A 24,417-nucleotide genomic window follows, 5' to 3' on the forward strand; every position below is an offset into this window, starting at 1 on the left:
GATAAGAATGGATTTGCCCACAAAGCAAATCCATTTTTTATTAGCCCATAACTATGTTTGGATTTCTAAACCCCTTTTCTAAGCCTCATTCTAGGTTCCCATTCCAACCAAATGATGGCGGTCGGGAGGCTGCTGGGTTTAAAGGTGGAGCAGGTGATTGCGTGGTGAGATCGATTGCTATTGCTGCTGACCTGCCTTACCTCCAAGTCTATGAAGATCTAAGACTTGCTAACGAGAGATACGCACAACTCAAAAATGATCGTCTTGCGAAAAGATTGACCATCAAGGGAGCGTCCCCTAGAAACGGCAATCATCGCAACGTCTTTCATGATTACATCCTAGCTCAGGGATTTGACTGGGTTCCAACGATGAAGGTGGGGGCAGGCTGTCAGGTTCACCTTTGCCCTGATGAGTTGCCTGCTGGCGTGGTGATAGCCAAGGTTTCTAAGCACTTGACCGCCATTATTGATGGCGTCATTCATGATACGCACGATCCTTCCCGAGGCGGGAAGCGTTGCGTCTATGGGTACTATATTAAGAGACGCTAGGATCTATTTGGTGATGTTTGAGATTCCAAGCTGCTTTGTATGAATTAGTCATCCCAATCATGGTGGAAGTAGTCCAGGCTACCGCAAATAATCCCGAGAAAGAAATGAAGAAGGCAAGACTTTTCCAGCCGGCCGGCAAAATATCCTCAATAAAGCCAACGGTGGTGTAGCAACTACCCACGAAAAGTAGGGTCTGAACACCATCATTCATGATGCCAAGTGCCATCACATAAAGAGACCAAATAACAATTTCGCTAATGTGAATCAAAGCAATAAAGAAAAAGGACGCGTAAAAATGAAAAAACACGCGGTTATATTGCTTCAGTTTTAGATTTCCAATGGTCAATCTTTCAAATCGCAGCATGATGTAGTTGATCGAGCTGCCATGAAAGAGAAGGATAAGGAGTAGACCAAAAACCCCATAAAAAATATCTCTGATTAGCAGTAGAAGCGGGATGCCGCCTATTGTTGCTTGGGTAATGACTTCAGTGGAAATGGACATAAGTTAGGCGAATTTCATTTGGTTTAAGGGTGGGCAAGATTCCTTATCAGGGTTGATAATGTCATATTGATTAAGCCATGTAAAGCAACCTTTGAATATCGCCGTCCATACCACTGAAGTCAAGAAGCGAGAACGCTTCTTTTTGTTTTCATTGGCAGGCATTCAGTTCACCCATATCCTGGACTTCATGATCATGATGCCATTGGGCCCTGAGTTTATTCGGGAGCTCAATATCAATACGCATCAATTTGGCTTATTGCTTTCTTCCTATACTTTTGCTGCAGCAGCAGCGGGTATCTTTGCTACCTACTATGTAGATCGATTTGAGCGTAGACAGCTCTTATTGAGCCTGTATGCCCTTTTTATTGTTGCTACTTTTGCTTGTGGTCTAGCGCCCAACTACGAAGCACTTTTTATTGCTAGAGCATTTGCTGGTGCTTTCGGGGGCATCCTAGGATCCTTGGTCCAGACTATCGTGGCTGACTCCATACCGTTCGAGCGCAGAGGGAAGGCATTGGGAACAGTGATGGCGGCATTTTCGGTATCAACCGTAGCCGGAGTTCCGCTGGGATTATTTCTTGCAAACCACATACCAAGTTTAGGTTGGCGTGCGCCGTTTTTCTTTATTGCATTGATCTCCGCTCTCATTCTTTATCTGGGATATCGAAACATTCCGAAGATTGCAGGGCACTTAGATCACATCCATGAGGGTAGTCGACTAAGTCAAATCATGAAGATTTTGACTGCACCTCAAAATATCAAAGCTTTCGTATTTATGGCGCTCATTATGATTACCGGCTTCTCAGTGATTCCATATATTGCGCTGTATTTAACATCTAATGTGGGCATTAGTAACTCTTATATTTCATTGATCTACTTGTGTGGCGGCATCGCTACTCTGATGAGCTCTCGTTTTATTGGGCACATGGCCGATAAGTATGGAAAGGTAGCTGTTTTTCGAGTACTGGCCATTATTAGTTTGATACCGCTTCTTGTGACAACGAACTTGCCGGTTACGCCTTTATGGATCGTACTGATTAATTCAACTGCATTCTTCATCTTGGTATCTGGCCGCATGATCCCTGCAATGGCCATGGTTAGCCAGGTAGTTGAAAGCAAGATTCGTGGCACCTTTATGAGTTTGGTCGGTTCAGTGCAAATGCTGTCTTCAGGTATAGCCTCGGTTCTGGCTGGCTGGATAGTCACTATTGGCCCGGATGGCATGATGCAGCACTACAACTTGGTGGGCTATGGCGCGGCAATTTGTGGGTTGCTTACATTTTGGCTGGTAGGATATATTCATTCTGATACGAAAAAAGCATAAGGAGACCTCATGATTGAATTTAAAAGACCTGATGGACAAACTGTAAAAGGCTACCTTGCTGAGCCAGTCGATAAATCCAATGCTCCTGGAGTTGTTGTCATTCAGGAGTGGTGGGGTCTTGATGATGAGGTCAAGGCGGTAGCTGATCGCCTTGCAAATGCTGGATATAGAGCATTAGTGCCCGATCTCTATCGCGGTAAATTAGCAATTGAAGCAAATGAGGCAGAGCATCTGATGGGTGATCTTAATTTTGGTGATGCTGCTGGACAAGATATTCGCGGTGCTGTTCAATACTTAAAAGCTTCTGGCAGCGGGAAAGTTGCAGTAACGGGTTTTTGTATGGGCGGCGCATTAACTATCTTGGCTGCCTGTAATGTACCGGAGCTGGATGGCTCGATAGTTTGGTACGGCAACCCTCCTTTAGAGTACGTTGATGCAAAAGCGATTACAAAGCCGATGTTAGGGCACTGGGCTATGCATGATGAGTTTTTCCCAATCGCTGGAGTCGATCAACTTGAAGAGAAGTTAAAGCACGCAGGCGTGAACTATGAGTTTCATCGCTATGACACTAAGCATGCCTTTGCCAATCCTAAATCGGATGCACGTGGTCTAGCGCCTCTGAAGTACAGCGAGGAAGCTGCCCAATTGGCCTGGGATCGTACATTCACTTTCTTAAAAAAATATATTAATAATTAGGTAATATGAAACAGCGAGTTCGCGAAGATAAGTTTTTCAATTGGATTTATACAAAAAGTAATATCCAAATATTATTAATACTGGTCCTCTTTTTTGTGACCATGTTAGATATATTGCCGCGCCTATTGCAATGCATACCTATTTTTGCTCCAACTCAAGATAGCACCCGATTGGGCTTGGGTTTATTTGGATCGATCATTACCTTAAGTGGTTTGTTAATTGGTTTTTTGCTCAATCAAGCGCAAACCAATTTTCGTGAGGTCCAAACTTTAGTTTCACAGGAGGCGGGGCGTATTAATAACTTAGATCGTTTACTGACCCGTTTTGGCGATCCAGCCATTGCGCCTATTCGTGCTGAGCTATTTGCGTATATGAATTCGATTGTTCATGATGAATGGCCTTTGCTACAAAAGGGCGAAGGCAGCCCTAAGACACACATGCTTTGGCGCAGCATTTCTCGTAATCTGATGGCGATTGAGCCGCACACCAATCGGCAAACGGCCATGTATACCGACATTATTAAGAAATCAGAAGAGGTGGCCGAGAGCAGAGAAGCCCGTATTGAGCGTTCAAGTATTCGCTTGCCTGGTTTGTTTTGGGTGGTTATTCTGATTTGTATGTTCGCCCTCATGGGGACTAACACTTTATTTCTGCCATCAGACTCTTTTTTCTTTGGTCTCAAGATTTTGCCGGTAACTTTAGGGGCCTTAATCTCGCTCTTGGTGATAACAGATCAGCCATTTAAAGGGCAAAACTCAGTTCAACCTGATGCCTTCTATAAAATTATTGAATCCATTAAAACTCGTAAAGAGTGATGTCTCATTTAACTGCTATGCACTTATTTTCTGAAAATCTTGCTGTAGAAATTTCTACCTATTACCGTAACTTGGCCTTGGGGCATGGAGTAGTGCCCAAGGTATTTACTTTGGTAAACAGCGAGGGTGATCAATACCTTTTCTTTATTGATGATCTTCCCTTTGAAAAAGAGGAAGAAAAGAATCAGTTTCTTGCCTACATTGTGCAAGAGCATGATGCTGTTAGTTATGCTCGCGGAACCTTAGTGATTGTTGAAAAAAATCAGCAGTACATTGAGTTTGCTGTGGTTGACAAAGATGATGCTGATGCCATTGTCTGCTCGGCAGAGTTAACAAGGGATATGGACGATAAGCCAATTGGCTTGGGTGAGTTTGAGAAGACCCTGGTAAAGAAGGGCTCAATCATTTTTGGCCATCTTTTTGAGCCGATCCAGTTTTCCGAAGAAAAGACCGAAGATTTTCAGAGTCTTTGGATCGAAATGAAAGCAAAAATCCTGCACCGCTCAATGGGGCTTTAATAGCCCTCTGAGATATTTGCGGGAAATGGCTTCAGCGGAAAAGGATCCGAATAAAGCAATCACTAGTGCAATCGCGCTACCTGGAGCGCTTTCAACAACATTGATAAATAAAGTTGTAAATAAACTTAGATTGATAATGATTGCGGCCCAGAGTGGCCATAGCTTCGCACCGGTCTGATGGCGAACTCGAATGTGCCCAAAGGTAATCGCCGCATAGACTAATAAAAAAGCAAGACTTGCCATTTTTCCAACCACTTCTAGTGGGAATGCCAATACCAAGGCTATGACTAAGATGGTAGATACGGTTAAAGAGCGTGAGTCTGTTGTTAAGACGGACTCGCCTAGTACTTTTGAGATTGAGCTCTTGTTGGCCATGTCTGCAGCAATGTTGGATGCAGCAAAGATGGTGGCATTCAGGGCGGCAGCGCAAGCCAAGAGCGCTGATGCGCCTATGACAACAAAGCCTGTCTTGCCGGCCACGATTTTGGCAGCATCCGCTAAAACATGTCCGCTATAGGCTGCCATTTGAGCGGGGGAGAGTAGCAATATGGCTGCGGTACTCACCAAGAAATAAGCAATGGTTACTAGAATGAGGGCTGAAAACATAGCCAGTGGCAGCTCTTTTCTAGGCTCTTGCATGGCATTGGAGGAATTGGTCACCACACCAAAGCCTTGGTAGTTTATGTACAAGATACCAGTGGCAATAGCAATACCGTTGATCGACCAGCTCGACATCTTAAATGCGTCAATATCAGCAACATGAATGCCGTCTACGGAAAAGAGTAGAAGGGCAATCGTCACAAAGCCTATCGCTAATGCCTCTGCCTTGCCAACAAAATTTGTACCAAGTAATTTAATGCCGGCACAAAAAATCACTATGCCAGCACCAACAAGCTGTATCTCTACGGGAGATAAATTACCACCAAGCAAGGTATTGGCGTATTCAGAGAAGCCGGCAGCGTATAGAGCAGCAGCAATGAGATAGGCTATGAATTGAAATATATTGAGGCCGCCAGAAATAACACCTGGACCAAAACTCATCACAGTGAATGTGGCAGCCCCTCCGCTACTTGGAAAAGTGGCACCCAATTTGGCGTACGAGTAGACAGAAAATGAGGCGGCAATTGCGCCCAGCAAAAATGCCAGGGGAATATGGGATCCAGCATGTGCGCTTGCAGTGCCCAATAAGGAAAAAAGTCCGGCACCCATCATTCCGCCGATACCCAGGGCGGTAGCTGAAAAAAGACTAATCCCTTTATTCTTATTGCTCGCGGTTTTGAGTAGGGCAGGATTCAATGGGTGATCAGTAATGAGTAGTTAGTGGTGGGGCTCGTTGATTGAGTAATAGAGCCCTATATTAAGGCTCTTATGGGTGACTTTAAGCTGTTTGGTGCCCAGGAAGGGACTCGAACCCCCACAACCTTACGATCGCCAGCACCTGAAGCTGGTGCGTCTACCAATTTCGCCACCTGGGCATACCTTTATTATAGAGGGATGGGCATTTCTGGGTCATTTCTGGCCCCATCCGGCTTTTTCCCATCAGACTTGGTGGTTTGATACAGTAGCCTTATTCATAACAAAAATAGATATCACTAGATATATACAGGGCATGTATTGCCGAAGGAATTAAATGCGTAAAGCAAAAGACTTGGTGCCACGCGAGGCTGATCGTTTAGGAACAGTTCAAGGGCATCGAGATGGATTTGGATTTGTTATTCCCGATGATGGTGGCGAAGACATCTTTCTTTCAGAAAGAGAAATGTCGCGCGTCATGCACGGGGATAGAGTGAATGTCAGAGTTTTAGGTACAGACCGCCGCGGTCGTCCAGAAGGTCAAATTGTAGAAGTTGTTCTGCATGCCAATAAAGTAGTTATCGGTCGACTCTTAAATGAGAACGGAGTTTTAATTGTTGCGCCGGAAGATAAGCGTATTGGTCATGACATATTGATTCCGCCAAAAGGGCAGGGTAATGCCAAATTGGGGCAAGTTGTTAGTGTCGAGATTATTGATTACCCAGATAGCTATCGCCAAGCGGTAGGTCGCGTAGTAGAGGTCTTGGGTGAAATTGATGATCCGGGTATGGAAATCGAAATCGCTGTTCGCAAGTATGGTGTTCCCCATGAGTTTTCTGCTGCCGCCATGAAAGAGGCCGCAGCCTTGCCAGATACGGTGCAGCAATCTGATCTGGAAGGTCGTGTAGATCTGCGTGATGTGCCTTTGGTGACTATTGACGGCGCTGATGCACGAGATTTTGATGATGCTGTTTACTGTGAGCCCGTCATGTATGGCCAGACTAAGGCCTGGCGTTTGATTGTGGCGATTGCTGACGTATCTCATTACGTCAAACCAGGTCAGCCATTGGATGATGAAGGCTTGTTACGCGCTACTTCGGTTTACTTCCCAAGGCGCGTTATTCCGATGCTGCCAGAGAAGATTTCCAATGGACTTTGCTCGCTCAATCCTGGTGTAGACCGTTTGTGTATGGTGTGCGATTCTGTTGTGGATAACAACGGTATTGTGTTGGCATACCAGTTCTATCCAGCGGTATTGCACTCTGCACAAAGATTCACTTACGACACTGTTTGGGAGATTCTTTCTAATAGCAAGGGTCCTGAAGCAACTCGCTTTGCACAGTTCCGTCCCTTACTAACAAATCTCTACTCGCTGTATAAGATTTTGCTTTCTGCTCGTGAGAAGCGGGGCGCTATTGAGTTCGAAACAACTGAGACTCAAATCATTAGCAATGAGCTAGGCAAGATTCTGCGTATTGAGCCACGTCTACGCAATGATGCACACCGCTTAATTGAAGAGTGCATGTTGACGGCTAACGTTTGTGCCGCAGACTTCATTGATAAAAATAAGCACCTTAGCTTGTACCGTGTTCACGGTGAGCCATCAGAAGAGAAGTTGGTTACTTTGCGCCAAGTTCTCAGAACCTCTGGTCTATCATTGGGCGGCGGCGAGAAACCTAAGCCACGCGATTACGCTAAATTGATGCGGGAGATTAAAGAGCGACCTGATGCCAATATGTTGCAATCGGTTGTTCTGCGCTCCATGCAGCAGGCGATGTACCAGCCTGACAATGAAGGTCACTTTGGTTTAGCTTACCCAGCATATTCTCATTTCACGAGCCCGATTCGTCGTTACCCTGACTTGCTAACTCATCGGGTAATTAAATCGATTCTTCAGAAAAAGCCCTACGTACCGGTATTGCCGCCGAAGGTTCCGCTTAATCTCACATTGCCACGTAAAGGTAAGGGTCGTGAGAATGCAGTGAATGCCAAGAAATCCCAAAGCGATGCAAAAGCGGGAGTCAAGGGTGCAAAAACACCTAAAGGCGCAAATGCGGCCCTACCAATTTGGGGGCAGCTAGGTGTTCACTGTTCATCTAATGAGCGCCGTGCGGATGAAGCTTCGCGTGATGTCGAAGCATGGCTTAAGTGTTACTACATGCGCGACCATTTGGGTCAAGAGTACGCAGGTACGGTAACTGGTGTTGCCAACTTTGGTTTATTCATCCAGTTAGAGAACTTATTTGTTGAAGGTATGGTGCACGTCACTGAGCTTGGTGGCGATTACTTCCAGTATGACGAAGCACGCCAAGAATTGCGTGGAGAGCGTACCGGTATTCGTTATCGCTTAGGTGATCGCATGCATGTATTGGTAAGTCGTGTTGATTTAGATGCTCGCAAGATTGAATTTAGCTTGGTTAAATCGGTCGGGGCAGAGCCTGGCGGATCATCTAACCGCCGTCAGCTCTTGTTAGCAACTGATACCGGAAGACCAAACAAAAAAGCGGCTTCGAAAAGAAGTCGGCCTGACAACAAAGTTCCGCAAAAACCCAGTGGCATCAATGTGAACGCGGCTAAATCTGCGGGCACATTAGGCGCTAACCAGTCTAAGAGCAAAGCAGCGCGTAAGACCGGCAAGACCGGCAAGCCTGGAAGATCTATTGGCAAGCCTGCTGGTAGTAAACCTCCAGTTCGTAGCACTAAAGCGCGCCGCAAATAAAGACACTCTGTGTAGAAATTAAGTTAGAAAAAAATGAAACAAATATTAGTAGGGTTCCATGCAGTGCAAGCGCGATTACGAGTAGACCCAGATAGCTTGAAGTCGGTGTACTTTGATTCTGGTCGTCGCGACAGACGCATGGGCGATTTCCTAAAGCAAGCTGAAGAGATTTTGGGCGAGCGTTTGCATGCAGCGGATGCTGAACGTCTTCATAAGTTAACAGGTCATGACCGTCACCAAGGTGTAGTTGCTTTGGCTGAAAAAATGACTGTTGCAAGAACCATTACTGAAGTAGTTGAAGATGCGGAGAGTGCGCAGAAGAAGCCACTATTTTTAGTTTTAGATGGTGTGACCGATCCTCATAACTTTGGAGCATGTCTGCGCGTAGCGGACGGTGCTGGCGTAGATGCTGTTGTGATCCCTAAAGATCGTTCAGCATCCATTAATGCCACTGTAAGTAAGGTATCCAGCGGTGCGTCAGAAGTCATGCCGGTGATCACAGTTACCAACCTCGTACGCAGCATGAAAGAAATGCAAGAAGCTGGGGTTTGGCTCATTGGCACGGATGATGAAGCAACTAAGTCAATCTATGACATCGACCTTACCGGACCTATTGCAATAGTGATGGGTGCGGAAGGTGAGGGCATGCGTCGCCTCACAAAAGAAACCTGTGATGAGCTTGTACGCATCCCAATGCTGGGTGTGGTCTCAAGTTTGAATGTCTCGGTTGCAAGTGGCGTATGCTTGTATGAGGCATTAAGACAGCGCCTAGCCAAAGTATCTGACAAAGCTGCCAAGTAAAATAAGGAGCTTCATATGAAATGCAATATGGGACACACAGATCGCGTTCTGCGTATGACTGTTGGCGTTACGCTAATGGGTTTAGCTGGATTTGGTATTACTGGCCCTTGGGCCTGGATAGGTGTCATCCCGTTATTAACAGGAATGATTGGTAATTGCCCGGCCTATTCAATACTAGGTATTAATACTGGCAAGAGGTAGGCTGTCACGCCTCTTACAAGACTAATCATTGGGCCTATATCCCTAGATAAATGCACAAGATAACTAAATTGTTCTAAGGTCTTTATGTTTAGAAAAAATAACGAATTCATTCTCTGGCTGCTAGTTGCTCTCACTGCCAGTATGTCTATTATTGGTTCAATGCCATTTGCAGTCGGTATCGCTGGCAAATTGAGCATGATTGCAACTTCTGCGCGATTACTTTTTGCATTAATACACGGCTCCCAGCGTTTGGGTTGGCGCAGGCTGGGAATTATGTTTGTTATCGCATGTATTGTTAGTTGGTGTTATGAATCCTTAAGCATTGCAACTGGTTTCCCTTTTGGCCATTACGTTTACACGTCTGAATTGGGGCCAAAGATTGGTACTGTCCCTCTAATGATCATGCCATCCTATTTTGGTGTGTGCTATCTCGCTTGGGCATTAGCTCACGTTCTTTTGGATAGATTCGATCTTAAAATTCAGAAGAGTTTGATGTTTGCAATTCCCATCATTGCCAGTTTTATTATGGTGATGTGGGATATGAGCATCGATCCAGCATCATCTACAGTCAAGCATGAGTGGATTTGGCGTGACGGGGGAGGCTACTTCGGAGTTCCTTTTTCTAACTTCATGGGATGGTTCCTCTGCGTATACACCATCTTCCAGCTTTGGGCGATCTATTTGATGCGCTCAAAAGAAATACAAAATTGTGCTGAAGATAACAATAAGTCGAGCTGGTATCTTGTGATTGTTATCTATGGAAGTATCTTTCTCGGGCCTATTGCAGCTGCATTTACGACCAGCGATGGCAGTATTGCTGATGCCAGCTCTCAGGTTTGGCCTTTGAAAGCGCTTTATGAAACTTTAGGGCTGGTATCTATTTTTACGATGCTTTTTGTAATCTGCTTAGCTTTTTTTAAAGTACAGAAGAACGACAATCTGCAGTAAGTGGTCAGATGAATCGCAATTATTTTGCGAGTAGGGCCTCTAGTTTTTCAGTGTCCACGCAGAAGTTTCGAATACCTTCGGCTAGCTTCTCAGTTGCCATAGCGTCATTATTGAGCTGCAGGCGGAAACTGGATTCATCCAACTTTAGAGGTGTAACGCCTTCTGCCTGCAATGCTGCTTGAGCATTAGAGGTATTGAGTTTGATCTCTACAGATGCATTGCTGCTTTGAAGCTCAGCCAATAATTCTGGGCTAATGGTCAAAAGGTCACAGCCAGCCAGCTCTAGGATCTGACTGGTGTTTCTAAAGCTTGCACCCATGATCTCAGTGGGGATGCCAAAGTGCTTGTAGTAATGAAAGATTCTCTTGACTGAAGTCACGCCAGGATCATTTGCTCCACCATTGGCTGTATCACTCCAGTTGGCACCGAGCTTAGCCTTATTCCAATCAGTAATGCGACCTACGAATGGAGAAATCAGTTTGGCATTCGCAGCACCACATGCAGCTGCTTGAACTAAAGAGAAGAGTAGGGTCATATTGCAGTGAATGCCTTGGGCTTCTAATTCTTTTGCAGCAGCGATACCTTCCCAAGTGCCAGCTAGCTTAATCAAAATACGCTTACGATCAATCCCATGAGATTCGTATAGGGTAATTAAATGCTTTGCTTTGGCTACGGTACCTTTGGTATCAAATGACAGCCTAGCATCTACTTCGGTAGATACGCGTCCTGGAACAATCTTCAGAATCTCTAAACCAAAGGCAACCAAGATGTAATCCACCAGGTCGGTTGGACTCATGCCTGGATGGGCCGCTTTTACAGCCTGCACCAAATTCTGGTAATTACTTTGCTGGGCAGCTTTCAGAATCAGCGAGGGGTTGGTAGTCGCATCCTGCGGTTGGAAGGCCTGCATACGCTCAAAATCGCCTGTATCGGCTACAACCGTAGTCAGTTTCTTTAGCTGGTCTAACTGGCTTAATGCTGAGGCGGTGCTATTCATGGGCTTACTCAATGCTCTAAAGTGGTTATCTTGTGAATATCATATGATAGATGGATTAATTACTCAGTTCCAGTAAAGGCGTTTGATAGCTATATGAATCAAGATCAACTAAAGCAAATGGTAGGCGAGGCGGCTAGAGACGAAGTCCTCAGGTTGCCAGCCGGACAAATTTTGGGTGTGGGCACTGGTTCCACCGCCAATTGTTTTATTGATGCGCTAGCTCCGCATAGGGATCATTTTGCAGGCACAGTATCTAGCTCTAACGCAACAACTGATCGCTTGCTCAAGCATGGCTTTAAGGTTCTTAATCCAAATGACGTACAAAGTCTTCCTGCTTACGTAGATGGCGCAGATGAAATTGATCCAGCTGGACATATGATTAAAGGTGGCGGTGGGGCACTCACGAGAGAAAAAATCATTGCCTCCATGGCAAAGCAATTCATTTGCATTTGCGACTCATCAAAGCAGGTGCCAGTGCTAGGCAACTTTGCGCTGCCAGTGGAAATTATTCCTCTTGCTCAAGGTGTCGTGAGTCGCGAATTGGAAAAGTTTGGCGGTAAGGTGACTCTCCGCTTAGCAAAAAATACTCGCGCTGATCTCAATCAAACACCAGCTGAGCCATTTGTCACGGATAACGGTGGATGGATCTTGGATGTTGCGGGTTTGAAGATCGCCAACCCAATTCAGATGGAAGCGCAAATCAATCAAATTGCTGGCGTAATCACCGTAGGCCTATTTGCCAAGGAAAAAGCCAATATTTTGTTGGTGAGTAACGCTGCTGGGGTAGAGCGTCTCGCTCTGTAAGAAATAAAAAACCCGACGGGGTATCCCCATCGGGTTGTTTTGCCATGGTTTGCATGGCGCAGGCGCTCGGAAGGTATTTAGTTCCTTAGCCTATAAGCACATAGATGTACTTATTAAGATTGGCTTTCGCCAATGTGGCGGGGCACTATAACTGCCTCACCACGACTTCATCCTACGCTTATCTTTGGCGGTGTCAACACCCCAAATCAATAATTAATTAAAAGGTAATGAATATTTATTCTGCTGGAGGCACGTAACCTTGTGCCATGTCGGCTCCACCCTCAAAGAAATGCTTCTCTACTTGTTTTAAGAGGTATTGGCGTGCGCGCGGGTCCGCCATATTGAGGCGATTTTCATTAATCAACATGGTTTGCTGCTTTAACCAACCAGCCCAAGCTTCTTTTGAGACTTGATTCCAAATCTTTTTACCCAGCTCTCCAGGAAGCGGGGCGAAATCCATACCTTCAGCTTCTTTATTGAGTTTGATACATTGAACCATGCGTGCCATCTGTAATGCCTTTCTAGTGTTTCTTATAGATCTTTAGTTAAAACCATGGACTTGCGGTCCCAGTTATAAATTTGTTTTCTTTCTTCAGGCAGGTCATCCACTGACGCCCGTTTAAAGCCACGCTTTAAGAACCAGTGCTCGGTTCTTGTTGTAAGAACAAATAATTTTTTGATGCCTTCTTGTTTGGCGCGCATCTCAACACGCTTTAGCAGGCGCTCACCGTCACCTGATCCTTGAACATCGGGATCAACAGCGAGACAGGCCAGTTCGCCAACGCCATTCGGGAAGGGGAAGAGTGCTGCGCAACCGAAGAGAACACGATCATGCTCAATGACGGAGAAGCGCTGAATATCACGCTCAATGACATCTTGGCCACGAGCAGCCAGAATGCCTTCGTCTTCTAAGGGCATAGTCAATTGCAGGATGCCACCAACGTCATCTTGATTGGCTTCACGTAAGTTCTCAATATCGGATGAAGCTAGCATCATGCCAATACCATCATGGGTAAAGAGCTCTTCCAGTAGGGCGCCATCTTGATTGCAAGGCAGGAAATGAACACGGCTAACACCAGCCCGAATTGCTCTACCAGCGGTATTCAATAGACCCTTCATACCAAGATCAATATCTTTATTCTGGGAGATATATTCTTGTAGCTGCGGCATTGAGAGTTCGGTAATGAAATCACCCTCAGCATCTTTTAAGCCAGCATATGGACTCAAGAAAATCAGCTTATCCGCTTTGAGCGCTGCAGCAGTAGACGCTGCTACATCTTCATATGCCAAGTTGAATGCTTGACCAGTTGGTGAAAAACCTAAAGGTGAAAGCAAGACAATTTTGTTGCTATCCAGAGATTGTCTAATCGAACCAGAGTCCACTTTGCGAACTAGTCCTGTATGAATATAGTCAGTACCCTCGACAACACCTACTGGCATTGCAGTGATGAAGTTGCCAGAGATCACTGAAATGCGTGAGCCGGCCATTGGGGTATTTGGTAAACCACGACTAAAGGCTGCTTCGATATCCAAGCGTAATTCACCGGCAGCTTCTTTGACGCACTCTAGTGCGGCAGCATCGGTAATCCGGTAGCTGTGCATAGCACTCTTGCCGAACTTGCTCTTAATGTTGCGGAGCATGAGCTGCTCTTCAATTTGTGGGCGAATACCATGAACCAACACAATACGCATACCCATGGCATGCAACATGGCGATATCTTCAATCAGGTTCTCAAGACCGATTTCTTGTACGAGTTCACCTGCAAAAGCAATAACAAAGGTCTTTTCGCGGAAGCTATGAATATAGGGCGCAACATCACGCAGCCACCCTACAAAAGGGAAGTTGGAGGTCGTTTCTTCGGCCAATGAGGCCTGGTTTGGTGCATTTGTCGGCATAGTGAGAAAATTATAGGGTGCAAGAGCCTATAAACCAACAAAAACCCAAAGCAATCCCAAAGCCTGTGCCTGCTTCCAACACCTTGCGGAAGCTAGATATTCGCTTTCCGGAGGAATTGCCGGTCTCTGGTCAGCGCCAGCTGATCAAGGATGCCCTGCAGAGCCACCAGGTCGTGATTGTTTGTGGTGAGACGGGCTCAGGCAAGACTACACAGTTACCGAAGATCTGCCTAGACCTAGGTCGGGGTACGATTAATGGCGGCAAGCTCATTGGTCACACTCAACCCCGCAGAATTGCGGCTACCGCCACAGCCAAGCGTATTGCTCAGGAGTTAGGCTCTCCCATTGGTCAAGATGTCGGCTACCAAGTACGCTTTGCCGATAAGACCAGCAATGCAGCCTCTATCAAACTGATGACAGATGGCATCTTGCTAGCCGAGACTCAGCGTGACCCACAGCTACGCGCTTACGACACGCTCATCATCGATGAGGCGCATGAGCGCAGTCTAAATATTGATTTCTTATTGGGATATTTGCGCCAACTGCTTCCTAAACGCCCCGATCTTAAGCTCATCATCACTTCAGCAACCATTGATGCACAACGATTTGCAGAGCACTTTGCAATCAATGGCCAAGTGGCGCCAGTGATTGAGGTGAGCGGTCGACTGTTTCCGGTAGAGCAGCGCTATGCGCCACTAGAGCCAGATGCAAAGCCTGATGGCAAGAAAGAATCAAAGACTGCCAAAGAAATTCCGGATGCCGTTACCGAAGAGATTGCGAGTTTATGGCGTGAAGGTGCCGCTGGTGCTGGAGATGTGTTGGTCTTTTTGCCGGGTGAGCGGGAGATACGTGACTGCGCAGAAGCTTTACGCAAAGATCATGTGCTGCAGCAGCGCTTTCATCCAGAGATTCTGAGTTTATTTGCACGTCAATCGGTAGCCGAGCAAGAAAGGGTATTTAGCCCAGGCAATGGTCGCAGAATTATTCTGACTACCAACGTTGCTGAAACCTCGTTAACCGTTCCGAATATTCGGTATGTCATTGACAGTGGTTTAGCGAGGGTCAAGCGTTACTCCTATCGCAACAAGGTCGAGCAGCTTCAAATAGAGCCGATCTCTCAAGCAGCTGCCAATCAAAGGGCGGGGCGTTGCGGTCGTGTATCGGATGGCATCTGCGTGCGCTTGTATAGCGAGCAAGATTATCAAGGTCGCTCCAAATTTACCGATCCAGAAATTCTCAGAAGTTCTTTAGCGGCAGTGCTATTGCGCATGAGCTCCTTACGCTTGCCGAAGATTCAGCACTTTCCATTTATTGATAAGCCACTAGGTAGGGCAATTGCAGATGGCGTTCAGCTCTTGGATGAATTAGGTGCAATAGAGTTCGATGAATCCGAGACGGCTGATATTAAGGATGCCGGCAAAGATATCAACAACAGCTTCAAGCTTACTGCCATTGGCAAGCAATTAGCAGACTTGCCATTGGATCCCCGTATTGGACGAATGTTATTGGCCGCTAAAGAGCAGAATGCTTTAAAAGAAGTGACCATTATTGCTTCGGCATTAGCTACACAAGACCCGCGTGATCGACCCATGGACCAGGCTGCGGCTGCGGATCAAGCGCACTTGCAGTTTGCCGATGAGCGCTCTGAGTTTTTGAGTTTCGTGAAACTCTGGAATTGGTATCAAGATGCTTTGCAACATAAGCACAGCAATCGTCAGCTAGAGAATCTCTGTAAAAGTAAATTTCTGTCACCACGTCGCTTGCGTGAATGGCGCGATGTCCATGGTCAACTCCATACGATGCTGGGCGAGAAGGGTTGGAAAGAAAATGGCTTGGCTGCAACTTATGAACAAGTTCACCTATCTTTGTTGACTGGCTTACTAGGGTATGTAGCCAAAAAAGAAGAGGACGAAAAATCCCAGGATCGCAATAGCAAGACCGGTGGTTACGTTGGTGCTCGCGGTATTCGTCCATTCATCTGGCCTGGATCTACGATTGGCAAAAAAGCCGGTGCCTGGATTCTGGCTGGTGAACTGCAGGAAACCAATCGCATGTATGCCAGAACCATTGCGAAGATCGAGCCGCAATGGGTGGAACGTGTAGCCGCCCATCGACTCATTAAATCCTTGAGCGATCCCTTTTGGGATAACCGTCAGGGAGAGGTTATGGCATTTGAGCGAGGTACTTTATATGGCTTGCCGATTTACCATGGCCGTCGTGTTCGCTATGAACCGCATAACCCTAAGGAGGCAAGAGAGCTATTTATCCGCCAAGCCCTAGTTCAAGAAGAAATGTTTGGGCGTATGGATACGCCAGCACTGCAACGTGAGACTGAAACTGATGCCAAGAAAAAATATCCAAATCTGTTTGGATTCTTTTGGCATAACCGCCGACTGATTAAAGAAATTGAGGCACTAGAGCATCGTTCACGTCGACCAGATGTTTTGGTGGATGATGAGTTGCTATTTGCCTTCTATGAGTCTCGTATTCCAAATGGGGTATGTAGTCGAGAAAGTCTTAAAGCGTGGTTAGCTAAAAAAAGTGGAGAAGATAAAAATCAAGGAAGCGAGCTAGATGCTCAGCTTCGCCTAGAAAAGGCAGACTTGATGCGTCACGAGGCGGCAGGCATTACTGTAGATCGTTATCCCAAGACGATGCTGGTGGGGGGTGCGCAACTTAGCCTGACCTACCACTTTGAACCAGGAAGTCCGAAAGACGGTGTAACGCTTGTTGTTCCTCTGACTCAGTTAAATCAAGTGGATGGGCGTCGCTGTGAGTGGCTGGTGCCTGGTATGTGCGAAGAGAAGGCGTTGCTTTTATTGAAGTCTTTGCCTCAGAAACTTAGACGTCATTGTGTGCCGTTACCTGACTATGCCAAATCTTTTCTAGAGCGAAAATTAGAAGAGAAGCAATTTGGTGTCGGTGATTTCTTGGATAGTCTAATTAGCGACATTCGCAAGGAGCGTGGTCTGGAGATTAAAAGGACTGACTTTAGACCAGAGGCATTGCCACTCCATTCTTCGATGAACTTCCGCTTGATTGATGAGCATGGGCGACAGTTAGAAGTGGAGCGCAACTTAGCGCGCTTACGCTCTGAGTATGGACAGACTGCCCGAAATGCTTTCCAAGCAATTGCCCAGGAAACTGCGCAGGTTGAGTTAGGCGTAGAGCCGCCAGTAGGAGAAAAAACGAAAGCCAATTCAACTGGCGATAAAAGTACTACAGATACGACTCGTAAGGTGGAGCAGGGCGGTTGCCGTACCTGGGAGTTTGGTGAGCTACCTGAAACATTAGAAATACAAAAAGGCAATAAAACCTTATTTGGGTATCCTGCTTTGGTAGACCGCGGCGACTTCTGCGATCTTGAAGTATTTGATGATTTAGAAGAGGCGCGCAAGCAGCATAGCTTAGGATTACGACGCTTATTTGCTTTAAGTAATAAAGATACGCTCAAGGCTTTGCAAAAACAGCTGCCAGGAATTCGTGAGTTGGGACTGCTCTTCATTAATGTGGGCTCAGTCGAGGGATTGATTGATCAGATTCTCAATCTAGCGTTAGACCGCGCATATATGACGGAGCCCTTGCCGGTGAATGCTGAGCAATTTACCGAGCGCTTACAAGCAGGAAAACCAAGATTGGCGCTCATCGCCCAAGAGATTTCTCGTCATGCATTAAATGCATTACAAGCCCACGCGGATTTGCAGAAAAAGATTGCCAGTGCAAAAGCTGCATCACCGAGTGCTTATGCAGATATTCAGGCGCAGATGCAGGGCTTGATATTTCCCAAGTTTGTTGCAGAGATACCGTATGCCCAGCTAGTGCATGTGCCGCGCTACTTAAAAGCCATTGCGATGCGGATTGATAAATTACGTTCCAACCCAAGTCGCGATGCCCAGTGCCAAAAAGATTGGGAATCGGTTGCCCGTCCATGGCAAAAACTAATTCAGGGAAACAGGGGTACTGCTGCCTATGCCATGGCTGAAGACCAGGCTTTAGTGGATTTCCGCTGGCAACTAGAGGAGTTGAGGGTAGCTTTATATGCACAAGAGCTAAAAACACCAACCCCAATGTCCTTAAAGCGCCTTGAAAAGGTTTTGGCTAGCTTGCGCTAAGTCAAATCCATTGTGGTCTAGAGGTCATTTAGTGCCTCCTGATTGCTTACAATAGGAGCATGTATACATTTATCAGAATTAGAGGTTTTCGCATAATTGCGACCTCAGCTTTATTCTCACTTTTTTTAGCCAGTCAAAACGGATTTGCGCAGACAGGTAATGCTGCGGCAGCAGTTGTAGCGAATCAGCCTAAGTTGGCGGTGATTCTTAATTCGGGCGAAGCTTCCATTAGTTTGATTGATATGCCTACTCGTCAAGTCATCAAAACAATCCCAGTTGGTAAAGAGCCTCATCATTTGATGTTGACTCCAGATCAAAAGACTTTACTGATCGCAAATGCAGCTGGTAATGATGTGGCCTTAATGAACCCAACCACTGGTGAGTTAACTGGCAGAATTCCCAACATCATTGATCCATACCAAATTGGATACTCCCCAAATCACAAATGGTTTGTAGCAAATGGTAATCGCTTAGATCGTGTTGATATTTATGCTGCTGATGGCGCTAATCTAAAGTTGGCAAAGACGGTGAAATTAGCAAAGACACCAAGCCATATTGCATTTACCGCTGATAGCAAAATTGCCTTTATAACCTTGCAAGACTCTAATGAGCTTGCTGCCATTGATCTTGAAACGCAAAATGTATTGTGGGTAATGCCAACAGGTAAAGTGCCCGCAGGCTTATGGATGACACCAGGTGATCAGTATTTATTGGTAGGTATTACCGGCGAAGACAATGTTCAGGTAATTGATTGGAAAAATCGCAAAGAAGTAAAGCGCATTCCAACAGGGAAGGGCGCACATAACTTCCGCCCCCTGGGTGATAAGAAGCATGTATTTGTAAGCAACCGTATTGCCTCAACAATCAGCCTGATTAATATGCAAACCTTAGAAAAGGTTGGTGACATCACTGGGCTTCCAGCGGGTCCAGATGATATGGAAATTACTCCAGATGGAAAAACACTCTGGGTTACTTTGCGTTTCTCAAAAAAGGTTGGGGTGATCGATATCCCAACCATGAAGTTGGTTACCGTGATCCCAGTAGGTAAGTCACCGCACGGCGTCTTCTTTACACCAAGGGCAGGATGGGAGTAACCATCACCATGAAGCGCATTGGTCATCACGCATTCCTTCGCATCACAGCCGCGCTTTTGCTCGGCTGTTTTTCATTAGGCGTCTTTGCTCAGGCTGCGCAGTGCAGTAAAAACGTTTACCTGACTTTTGACACTGGCAATATGTCAGTCGCAGAAAAAGTGGCGGAGATTCTCAAGCGACAAAACGTGAAGGCTACTTTCTTTTTGGCTAATGAGAAAACTTTCCGCGGTGATTTTTCCTTGGATGATTCTTGGAAGGCTTATTGGCAAGAGCGCGTTAAAGAGGAGCACCATTTTGGTAGCCATACTTATGACCATACCTATTTTGTTAAAGATGGACCGAAAGGCGAGGTGTTTGAAAAACCGCAATTTGGACCTAAAGCTGGTATGACCGTTCTTTATAACGAAGCAGCAATGTGTAAAGAAATCCGTAAGGTAGATCAGCGCTTTCAAGAGCTGACAGAGCATCCGATGCAAAAGATTTGGCGTGCGCCCGGCGGCAAAACTTCACCCACCTTAATTCGGATGGGGGATATGTGTGGATATGAGCATATTGGCTGGTCTCCTGCTGGATTCTTGGGTGACGAGCTTAATTCTGACAGGCATCCCAATAGCGCACTCCTGGATAAAGCCAGTCGCAGCATAAAAGACGGCGATATTGCTATGGCTCACTTAGGCATTTGGTCTAGAAAAGACCCCTGGGCGCCTGCCGTTCTCGAGCAACTCATTGTTAATCTGAAGGCTCGTGGTTTCTGCTTTGGGCTGCTGCCCAAGAATTCTGTAAATCAGTCAAAATAAAGCATGGATCTCAATGCCATCACTTCTGTCATTTCTTCTGCGTACGCTAGCGTTCAGGAGTTTCTGTTTGTAAATATAGCGGGACCAGTTTTATATCAATTCGATTTAATGGCTTGGGCTGAAGATGTATTTGATGGACTTGATTGGTTTTTATTTGGCTGTATCCAAATTTTCTTAATTATTGTTGTTCTAAGAACTTGGGAACGTCTAGCACCAGCAGAGAAGCAAGAGCGTTTTGCAAAAGCAAGCAGGGCGGATGTCTTGTACACCTTGTTTCATCGCTTGGGAATTTTTCATGGCCTAGTATTTATCGCTTTGTCTGGATTCTTCTTTGGGGTCGACTCCATCCTGCACGATTTCCGTTTCGATCGCTTGAATGTCGAGTCATGGTGGCCCGGTGTAACTTCTATTCCGGCTATTAGTTTCTTGATTTACTTGGTATTGCTAGATTTTGTTGACTATCTCTACCATCGTGCATCTCATGTGTTTAACTGGTGGTGGCAGTTGCATGCTTTACACCACAGTCAAACAGTCATGACTGCTTGGTCTGATAATCGCAATCACATCCTGGATGACATCATGCGGGCAGTGGTGATGTCTTTTGTTGCCTTGATGTTTGGAGTATCACCGGGCCAATTTATTTTGCTGATTGCTTTGAGTGAATTTCTGCAAAGTTGGCAGCACGCCAATATTAAATCTCATCTAGGTCCCGCTAAGTATCTATTGGTGTCTCCCATGTTTCATCGTATGCACCATGCAGTGGGATATGGTCATGAAGCTAAAGGTAAGCCTGGCGTATTAGGAGGCTGTAATTTTGGTGTTTTGTTTCCGTGGTGGGATATGTTGTTTAGAACGGCTATCTTCCCTAAAGAGGTCTATCCTACAGGGGTAAGAAACCTAACGGTTTCACAAAATATTCTTACCCAACAATGGCAAGGCTTTATTCATGCCCTTAAAGAAATCATGCCCAAGTAGACTTCAAGTCTCAAGGCAATAGGAGTTGTATGGTCGGCTTGCAGCAGGTATTTAAATCATTTGGCATGGCCTTGGTTGGAACTATGCATCCACGTATGTTGTGGCTTAGCCTAAGACCGTTTCTGATCGTCTCCGTTTTATGGGGCTGCCTGATTTGGCTTACATGGTCCCCAGCACTCGAAGCATTAAGTATCTTTCTAACAACTTCGATATTTACCAGCTGGATTCAAGAAGGCCTTGTTTGGGCAGGATTTGATAACGCACGAGCATGGATAGCGCCATTATTTTTTGTCATGCTGATCATTCCGTTAATCACAATCAGCTTATTGGTGTTTATTGCTTTTTCAACCGTCCCGGCAATCGTCAAAATTGCTTCTCGTCAATCGCAATTTCATGGTCTTGAATGCAAACAGGGCGGCGGGTTTTTTGGCAGTTTGGTTTACACCTTATGGTCTGCTCTTATTTGCCTCGCTCTAGTGATGTTGACTTTGCCCGTTTGGTGGGTGCCACCACTGGTAGCTGTTTTACCGCCTTTACTTTGGGGGTGGTTAACGATGCGATTAATGTCTTATGACGTGCTGGCTAAACATGCTAGCGCTGAAGAGCGCGATTTGCTGATTCAAAAGTATCGCTGGCCCTTGCTTTGTATGGGCATTGCTTCAGGTGCGTTGGGCGCTGTGCCTACTTTCTTTTGGGCTACCTCTGCATTGGCTTTAGTGTTATTTCCGATAGTGAGCTTTATTGCGCTTTGGATTTATTCTCTGATCTTTGTCTTTGCTGCTTTGTGGTTTAGTTATTTCCTATTAGATGCGCTTAAACAGCTAAGAGAAGAAGAGCTCGATAAAGCACTTACAGTGGAATCGCGTATTGTTGATTTGGAGCTCCCTCACCATGGTTGATGTAATGAAGAAAGTTGAAGTAGATGTGACTAATGGAGCAACCGTGGCACAGCGCCGCTTTGGTTTAATTGTCATTGGCGATGAGATTCTCTCTGGGCGCCGCCAAGATAAGCATATGAGTAAGCTCATCGAGCTTCTCAATGAGCGTGGTCTGAGTCTTGCGTGGGCTAAATATGTTGCTGATGATCCAGAGCAAATCACCGCCACACTCAAGGCTAGCTTTGCAAGTGGAGATGTGGTGTTTAGTACGGGCGGTATCGGTGCGACCCCAGATGACCACACTCGTCAATGCGCAGCTTTGGCATTAGGTACAAAAATTGAATTGCATCCAACTGCGCGAGAACTTATTGCCGGCAGAATTCAGTCGATGGCTGAGGGTGATCCGATTAAGTCAGACCTCAGCACCCCAGAAAATCAACATCGCTTCAAGATGGGAGAGTTCCCAATTGGCAGTGAAATTATTCCAAATCCCTATAACCAAATTCCGGGCTTCCGAATTCAGGAGCATCACTTTGTTCCCGGCTTTCCTGTGATGGCTGCGCCGATGATGGCCTGGAGTTTGGATACGCACTATAAGGATCTCTTTCATCAAGAGAACTGGGCTGAGCAGAGCTTTATCGTTCCCAAGGGCATCGAATCGACTTTGACCCCATTAATGGAGCGCATAGAAGCGAATTTTCCTGGGGTTAAGGTCTTTAGCCTGCCATCGGTAGGCGATGCCACAAGGGGTGGCGTGTACGCCCAGCGCCATATAGAGCTGGGTATCAAAGGCAATGCCAACCTTTTGGAAAGTGCTTGGATTGCATTAAGAGCTGGCACCCAAGAGCTGGGCTACGAAATCCACGATATCAGCTAACCTTATTTGCACTAAAAAGGTGCAAAGAGGTGTATTTGAGGCGATATGAGGGGTGTTTCAGCACTTAAACAGTGCAATAATGAGTGTTCCCATTTGTTTGCTTCAGTAAATTACATACATCCATAAGGCATGTTTGGTGCCTGGAATAAACAAGGGTGTATGCCTTAAGTTTTAATTCCGAATTTAGTTAATAGAGGAGATTTGCATGACGAAGACCGTCGCTGATGTGATGAAGTTAGTTAAAGAGAAAGAATGTACTTTCGTTGATTTCCGCTTTGTAGACACAAAGGGTAAAGAACAGCACACGACAGTTCCTATCTCTGCTTTTGACGAAGATAAATTTGAGAGTGGTCATGCATTTGACGGTTCCTCTATCGCTGGCTGGAAGGGTATCGAAGCATCTGATATGTTGCTCAAACCAGATCCAACAGCTGCTTATATCGATCCATTCTATGAAGAGCCAACTTTGGTGTTGACTTGTGACGTGATCGAGCCAGCTGATGGCAAAGGTTACGACCGTGACCCACGTTCTATTGCTAAGCGCGCTGAAGCGTATTTGAAGAGCACTGGCTTGGGCGACACAGCTTACTTTGGTCCAGAGCCAGAATTCTTTATTTTTGACGGCGTTCGTTGGGGTGCCGACATGCAGGGTTGCTTCGTGAAGATTGATTCAGAAGAAGCTCCATGGTCTTCATCAAAAGAAATCGAAGGCGGCAACACTGGCCACCGTCCAGGTAAAAAAGGCGGCTACTTCCCAGTTGCTCCAGTAGATACATTCCAAGACATGCGTTCTGAAATGTGTTTGATTCTTGAATCATTGGGCATTCCAGTTGAAGTTCATCACCATGAAGTTGCTGGTCAAGGCCAAAACGAATTGGGTACAAAGTTCAGCACATTGGTGCAACGCGCTGACTGGACTATCTGGCAGAAGTACGTTGTTCAAAACGTAGCTCATGCTTACGGTAAGACAGCAACCTTTATGCCTAAGCCAGTAGTTGGCGATAACGGTTCTGGTATGCACGTTCACCAATCCATTTGGAAGAACGGCGAGAACTTGTTTGCTGGTAACGGCTACGCAGGTTTGTCAGAATTCGCATTGTTCTACATTGGCGGCATCATCAAGCACGCTAAAGCATTGAATGCGATTACTAACCCAGGTACAAACTCTTACAAGCGTTTGGTACCAGGCTTTGAAGCCCCGGTGAAGTTGGCTTATTCAGCACGTAACCGTTCTGCTTCAATCCGTATTCCACACGTTCCAAATCCTAAGGGTCGTCGTATCGAGACTCGCTTCCCAGATCCATTGGCTAACCCATACCTCTGCTTCTCTGCATTGATGATGGCTGGTTTGGATGGTGTTCAAAACAAGATTCATCCAGGCGAAGCTGCTGACAAGAACCTGTATGACTTGCCACCAGAAGAAGACGCAAAGATCCCAACCGTTTGCGCAAGCTTGGAAGAGGCATTGGATGCATTGAAGAAAGATCACGAGTTCTTGACTCGCGGTGGTGTATTCACTGAGTCCATGATTGATGCATATATCAATTTGAAGATGGAAGATGTCACACGTTTCCGTATGACTACCCATCCTATCGAATTTGATATGTACTACTCCCTGTAAG

The 24,417-nt window shown here is 46.0% G+C and carries 22 protein-coding genes and 1 tRNA gene; 17 read left to right on the forward strand and 6 right to left on the reverse strand.

Translation table 11 applies throughout. The annotated features are described in order from the left end of the window. Positions 1 to 53: 53 nt before the first annotated feature. Complete coding sequence (locus ICN23_RS07855; RefSeq protein WP_216231616.1) at positions 54 to 548, forward strand: hypothetical protein; 495 nt, start codon at positions 54 to 56, stop codon at positions 546 to 548. On the opposite strand, the gene ICN23_RS07860 is transcribed toward ICN23_RS07855, so the two are convergent. Continuing rightward, entirely contained in the window at positions 535 to 1,050 is a 516-nt protein-coding gene (locus tag ICN23_RS07860; protein ID WP_216231617.1) for a hypothetical protein, read from the reverse strand. The genes ICN23_RS07855 and ICN23_RS07860 overlap by 14 nt on opposite strands. 91 nt (positions 1,051 to 1,141) lie before the next feature. Here ICN23_RS07860 and ICN23_RS07865 point away from each other — a divergent pair, with 91 nt between their 5' ends. From ICN23_RS07865 to ICN23_RS07880, 4 genes are all read left to right on the forward strand, one after another. Beyond that, positions 1,142 to 2,374, forward strand: a complete 1,233-nt coding sequence (locus ICN23_RS07865) for an MFS transporter (protein ID WP_216231618.1) — start codon at positions 1,142 to 1,144, stop codon at positions 2,372 to 2,374. A 9-nt stretch (positions 2,375 to 2,383) separates the two neighbouring features. Beyond that, positions 2,384 to 3,070 (forward strand): dienelactone hydrolase family protein, encoded by a 687-nt coding sequence (locus ICN23_RS07870; RefSeq protein WP_216231619.1) that lies wholly within the window; start codon positions 2,384 to 2,386, stop codon positions 3,068 to 3,070. A gap of 101 nt (positions 3,071 to 3,171) precedes the next feature. Next, positions 3,172 to 3,885 (forward strand): DUF4239 domain-containing protein, encoded by a 714-nt coding sequence (locus ICN23_RS07875; protein ID WP_216231620.1) that lies wholly within the window; start codon positions 3,172 to 3,174, stop codon positions 3,883 to 3,885. Continuing rightward, positions 3,885 to 4,403 (forward strand): hypothetical protein, encoded by a 519-nt coding sequence (locus ICN23_RS07880; protein ID WP_255532782.1) that lies wholly within the window; start codon positions 3,885 to 3,887, stop codon positions 4,401 to 4,403. Before ICN23_RS07875 ends, ICN23_RS07880 begins: the two co-directional genes overlap by 1 nt. Here ICN23_RS07880 and ICN23_RS07885 read toward each other — a convergent pair. Both ICN23_RS07885 and ICN23_RS07890 read right to left on the reverse strand, forming a co-directional pair. Next, entirely contained in the window at positions 4,389 to 5,699 is a 1,311-nt protein-coding gene (locus ICN23_RS07885) for an APC family permease (RefSeq protein WP_216231621.1), read from the reverse strand. The genes ICN23_RS07880 and ICN23_RS07885 overlap by 15 nt on opposite strands. Positions 5,700 to 5,791: 92 nt before the next feature. Continuing rightward, positions 5,792 to 5,878 (reverse strand) — tRNA-Leu (locus ICN23_RS07890). 155 nt (positions 5,879 to 6,033) lie between these two features. Here ICN23_RS07890 and rnr point away from each other — a divergent pair. From rnr to ICN23_RS07910, 4 genes are all read left to right on the forward strand, one after another. Continuing rightward, complete coding sequence (gene rnr, locus ICN23_RS07895; RefSeq protein WP_216231622.1) at positions 6,034 to 8,415, forward strand: ribonuclease R; 2,382 nt, start codon at positions 6,034 to 6,036, stop codon at positions 8,413 to 8,415. A 33-nt stretch (positions 8,416 to 8,448) separates the two neighbouring features. Continuing rightward, positions 8,449 to 9,216 (forward strand): 23S rRNA (guanosine(2251)-2'-O)-methyltransferase RlmB, encoded by a 768-nt coding sequence (gene rlmB / locus ICN23_RS07900; RefSeq protein WP_216231623.1) that lies wholly within the window; start codon positions 8,449 to 8,451, stop codon positions 9,214 to 9,216. Positions 9,217 to 9,231: 15 nt separating this feature from the next. Next, positions 9,232 to 9,417 (forward strand): DUF2892 domain-containing protein, encoded by a 186-nt coding sequence (locus ICN23_RS07905; RefSeq protein ID WP_216231624.1) that lies wholly within the window; start codon positions 9,232 to 9,234, stop codon positions 9,415 to 9,417. An 84-nt stretch (positions 9,418 to 9,501) separates the two neighbouring features. Further along, a complete protein-coding gene (locus ICN23_RS07910) occupies positions 9,502 to 10,365 on the forward strand; it encodes a carotenoid biosynthesis protein (RefSeq protein ID WP_216231625.1) in 864 nt (287 codons plus the stop codon). Positions 10,366 to 10,384: 19 nt separating this feature from the next. Here ICN23_RS07910 and tal read toward each other — a convergent pair whose 3' ends face one another. Beyond that, positions 10,385 to 11,362, reverse strand: coding sequence for a transaldolase (tal, locus tag ICN23_RS07915; RefSeq protein WP_216231626.1), 978 nt, complete (start codon positions 11,360 to 11,362; stop codon positions 10,385 to 10,387). 93 nt (positions 11,363 to 11,455) lie between these two features. Here tal and rpiA point away from each other — a divergent pair, with 93 nt between their 5' ends. Then, positions 11,456 to 12,166 carry a ribose-5-phosphate isomerase RpiA gene (rpiA, locus tag ICN23_RS07920; protein ID WP_216231627.1) on the forward strand — a complete coding sequence of 237 codons (711 nt, stop codon included), beginning with the start codon at positions 11,456 to 11,458 and terminating at the stop codon, positions 12,164 to 12,166. 235 nt (positions 12,167 to 12,401) lie between these two features. Here the strand turns inward: rpiA and ICN23_RS07925 are convergent, their stop codons facing one another. Together ICN23_RS07925 and argA are read right to left on the reverse strand one after the other, a co-directional pair. Then, complete coding sequence (locus tag ICN23_RS07925; protein WP_216231628.1) at positions 12,402 to 12,674, reverse strand: oxidative damage protection protein; 273 nt, start codon at positions 12,672 to 12,674, stop codon at positions 12,402 to 12,404. A 23-nt stretch (positions 12,675 to 12,697) separates the two neighbouring features. Beyond that, entirely contained in the window at positions 12,698 to 14,062 is a 1,365-nt protein-coding gene (argA, locus tag ICN23_RS07930) for an amino-acid N-acetyltransferase (RefSeq protein ID WP_216231629.1), read from the reverse strand. Between the two features lie 17 nt (positions 14,063 to 14,079). Between argA and hrpA the strand changes: the two genes are divergently transcribed. The 7 genes from hrpA to glnA all read left to right on the forward strand — a co-directional run bounded on the left by hrpA (position 14,080) and on the right by glnA (position 24,416). Then, entirely contained in the window at positions 14,080 to 18,174 is a 4,095-nt protein-coding gene (hrpA, locus tag ICN23_RS07935) for an ATP-dependent RNA helicase HrpA (protein ID WP_370624767.1), read from the forward strand. Positions 18,175 to 18,233: 59 nt separating this feature from the next. Continuing rightward, the gene (locus ICN23_RS07940; protein WP_255532736.1) at positions 18,234 to 19,268 is read left to right on the forward strand and encodes a beta-propeller fold lactonase family protein; all 1,035 of its coding nucleotides are present in this window, start codon (positions 18,234 to 18,236) and stop codon (positions 19,266 to 19,268) included. Positions 19,269 to 19,276: 8 nt separating this feature from the next. Further along, the gene (locus ICN23_RS07945; RefSeq protein ID WP_216860550.1) at positions 19,277 to 20,065 is read left to right on the forward strand and encodes a polysaccharide deacetylase family protein; all 789 of its coding nucleotides are present in this window, start codon (positions 19,277 to 19,279) and stop codon (positions 20,063 to 20,065) included. A 3-nt stretch (positions 20,066 to 20,068) separates the two neighbouring features. Further along, a complete protein-coding gene (locus tag ICN23_RS07950) occupies positions 20,069 to 21,040 on the forward strand; it encodes a sterol desaturase family protein (protein ID WP_216231630.1) in 972 nt (323 codons plus the stop codon). Between the two features lie 29 nt (positions 21,041 to 21,069). Next, positions 21,070 to 21,939, forward strand: a complete 870-nt coding sequence (locus ICN23_RS07955) for an EI24 domain-containing protein (RefSeq protein ID WP_216231631.1) — start codon at positions 21,070 to 21,072, stop codon at positions 21,937 to 21,939. A 4-nt stretch (positions 21,940 to 21,943) separates the two neighbouring features. Beyond that, a complete protein-coding gene (locus tag ICN23_RS07960) occupies positions 21,944 to 22,795 on the forward strand; it encodes a molybdopterin-binding protein (protein WP_216231976.1) in 852 nt (283 codons plus the stop codon). Positions 22,796 to 23,000: 205 nt separating this feature from the next. Continuing rightward, complete coding sequence (glnA, locus tag ICN23_RS07965; RefSeq protein WP_216231632.1) at positions 23,001 to 24,416, forward strand: type I glutamate--ammonia ligase; 1,416 nt, start codon at positions 23,001 to 23,003, stop codon at positions 24,414 to 24,416. Position 24,417 lies beyond the last annotated feature (1 nt).

The sequence above is a fragment of the Polynucleobacter sp. MWH-Jannik1A5 genome, from assembly GCF_018881795.1.
Lineage (GTDB): Bacteria > Pseudomonadota > Gammaproteobacteria > Burkholderiales > Burkholderiaceae > Polynucleobacter.

Bases quoted from the DNA above. Each gene is read 5' to 3' on its own strand.
- ICN23_RS07950 (WP_216231630.1), top strand. From the start codon at position 20,069: ATGGATCTCAATGCCATCACTTCTGTCATTTCTTCTGCGTACGCTAGC.
- ICN23_RS07955 (WP_216231631.1), top strand. From the start codon at position 21,070: ATGGTCGGCTTGCAGCAGGTATTTAAATCATTTGGCATGGCCTTGGTT.
- argA (WP_216231629.1), bottom strand. From the start codon at position 14,062: ATGCCGACAAATGCACCAAACCAGGCCTCATTGGCCGAAGAAACGACC.
- ICN23_RS07870 (WP_216231619.1), top strand. From the start codon at position 2,384: ATGATTGAATTTAAAAGACCTGATGGACAAACTGTAAAAGGCTACCTT.
- ICN23_RS07905 (WP_216231624.1), top strand. From the start codon at position 9,232: ATGAAATGCAATATGGGACACACAGATCGCGTTCTGCGTATGACTGTT.
- tal (WP_216231626.1), bottom strand. From the start codon at position 11,362: ATGAATAGCACCGCCTCAGCATTAAGCCAGTTAGACCAGCTAAAGAAA.
- rnr (WP_216231622.1), top strand. From the start codon at position 6,034: ATGCGTAAAGCAAAAGACTTGGTGCCACGCGAGGCTGATCGTTTAGGA.
- ICN23_RS07925 (WP_216231628.1), bottom strand. From the start codon at position 12,674: ATGGCACGCATGGTTCAATGTATCAAACTCAATAAAGAAGCTGAAGGT.
- ICN23_RS07940 (WP_255532736.1), top strand. From the start codon at position 18,234: ATGTATACATTTATCAGAATTAGAGGTTTTCGCATAATTGCGACCTCA.
- ICN23_RS07875 (WP_216231620.1), top strand. From the start codon at position 3,172: ATGTTAGATATATTGCCGCGCCTATTGCAATGCATACCTATTTTTGCT.
- ICN23_RS07855 (WP_216231616.1), top strand. From the start codon at position 54: ATGTTTGGATTTCTAAACCCCTTTTCTAAGCCTCATTCTAGGTTCCCA.
- ICN23_RS07910 (WP_216231625.1), top strand. From the start codon at position 9,502: ATGTTTAGAAAAAATAACGAATTCATTCTCTGGCTGCTAGTTGCTCTC.
- ICN23_RS07945 (WP_216860550.1), top strand. From the start codon at position 19,277: ATGAAGCGCATTGGTCATCACGCATTCCTTCGCATCACAGCCGCGCTT.
- ICN23_RS07960 (WP_216231976.1), top strand. From the start codon at position 21,944: ATGAAGAAAGTTGAAGTAGATGTGACTAATGGAGCAACCGTGGCACAG.
- ICN23_RS07860 (WP_216231617.1), bottom strand. From the start codon at position 1,050: ATGTCCATTTCCACTGAAGTCATTACCCAAGCAACAATAGGCGGCATC.
- rpiA (WP_216231627.1), top strand. From the start codon at position 11,456: ATGAATCAAGATCAACTAAAGCAAATGGTAGGCGAGGCGGCTAGAGAC.
- ICN23_RS07880 (WP_255532782.1), top strand. From the start codon at position 3,885: ATGTCTCATTTAACTGCTATGCACTTATTTTCTGAAAATCTTGCTGTA.
- rlmB (WP_216231623.1), top strand. From the start codon at position 8,449: ATGAAACAAATATTAGTAGGGTTCCATGCAGTGCAAGCGCGATTACGA.
- glnA (WP_216231632.1), top strand. From the start codon at position 23,001: ATGACGAAGACCGTCGCTGATGTGATGAAGTTAGTTAAAGAGAAAGAA.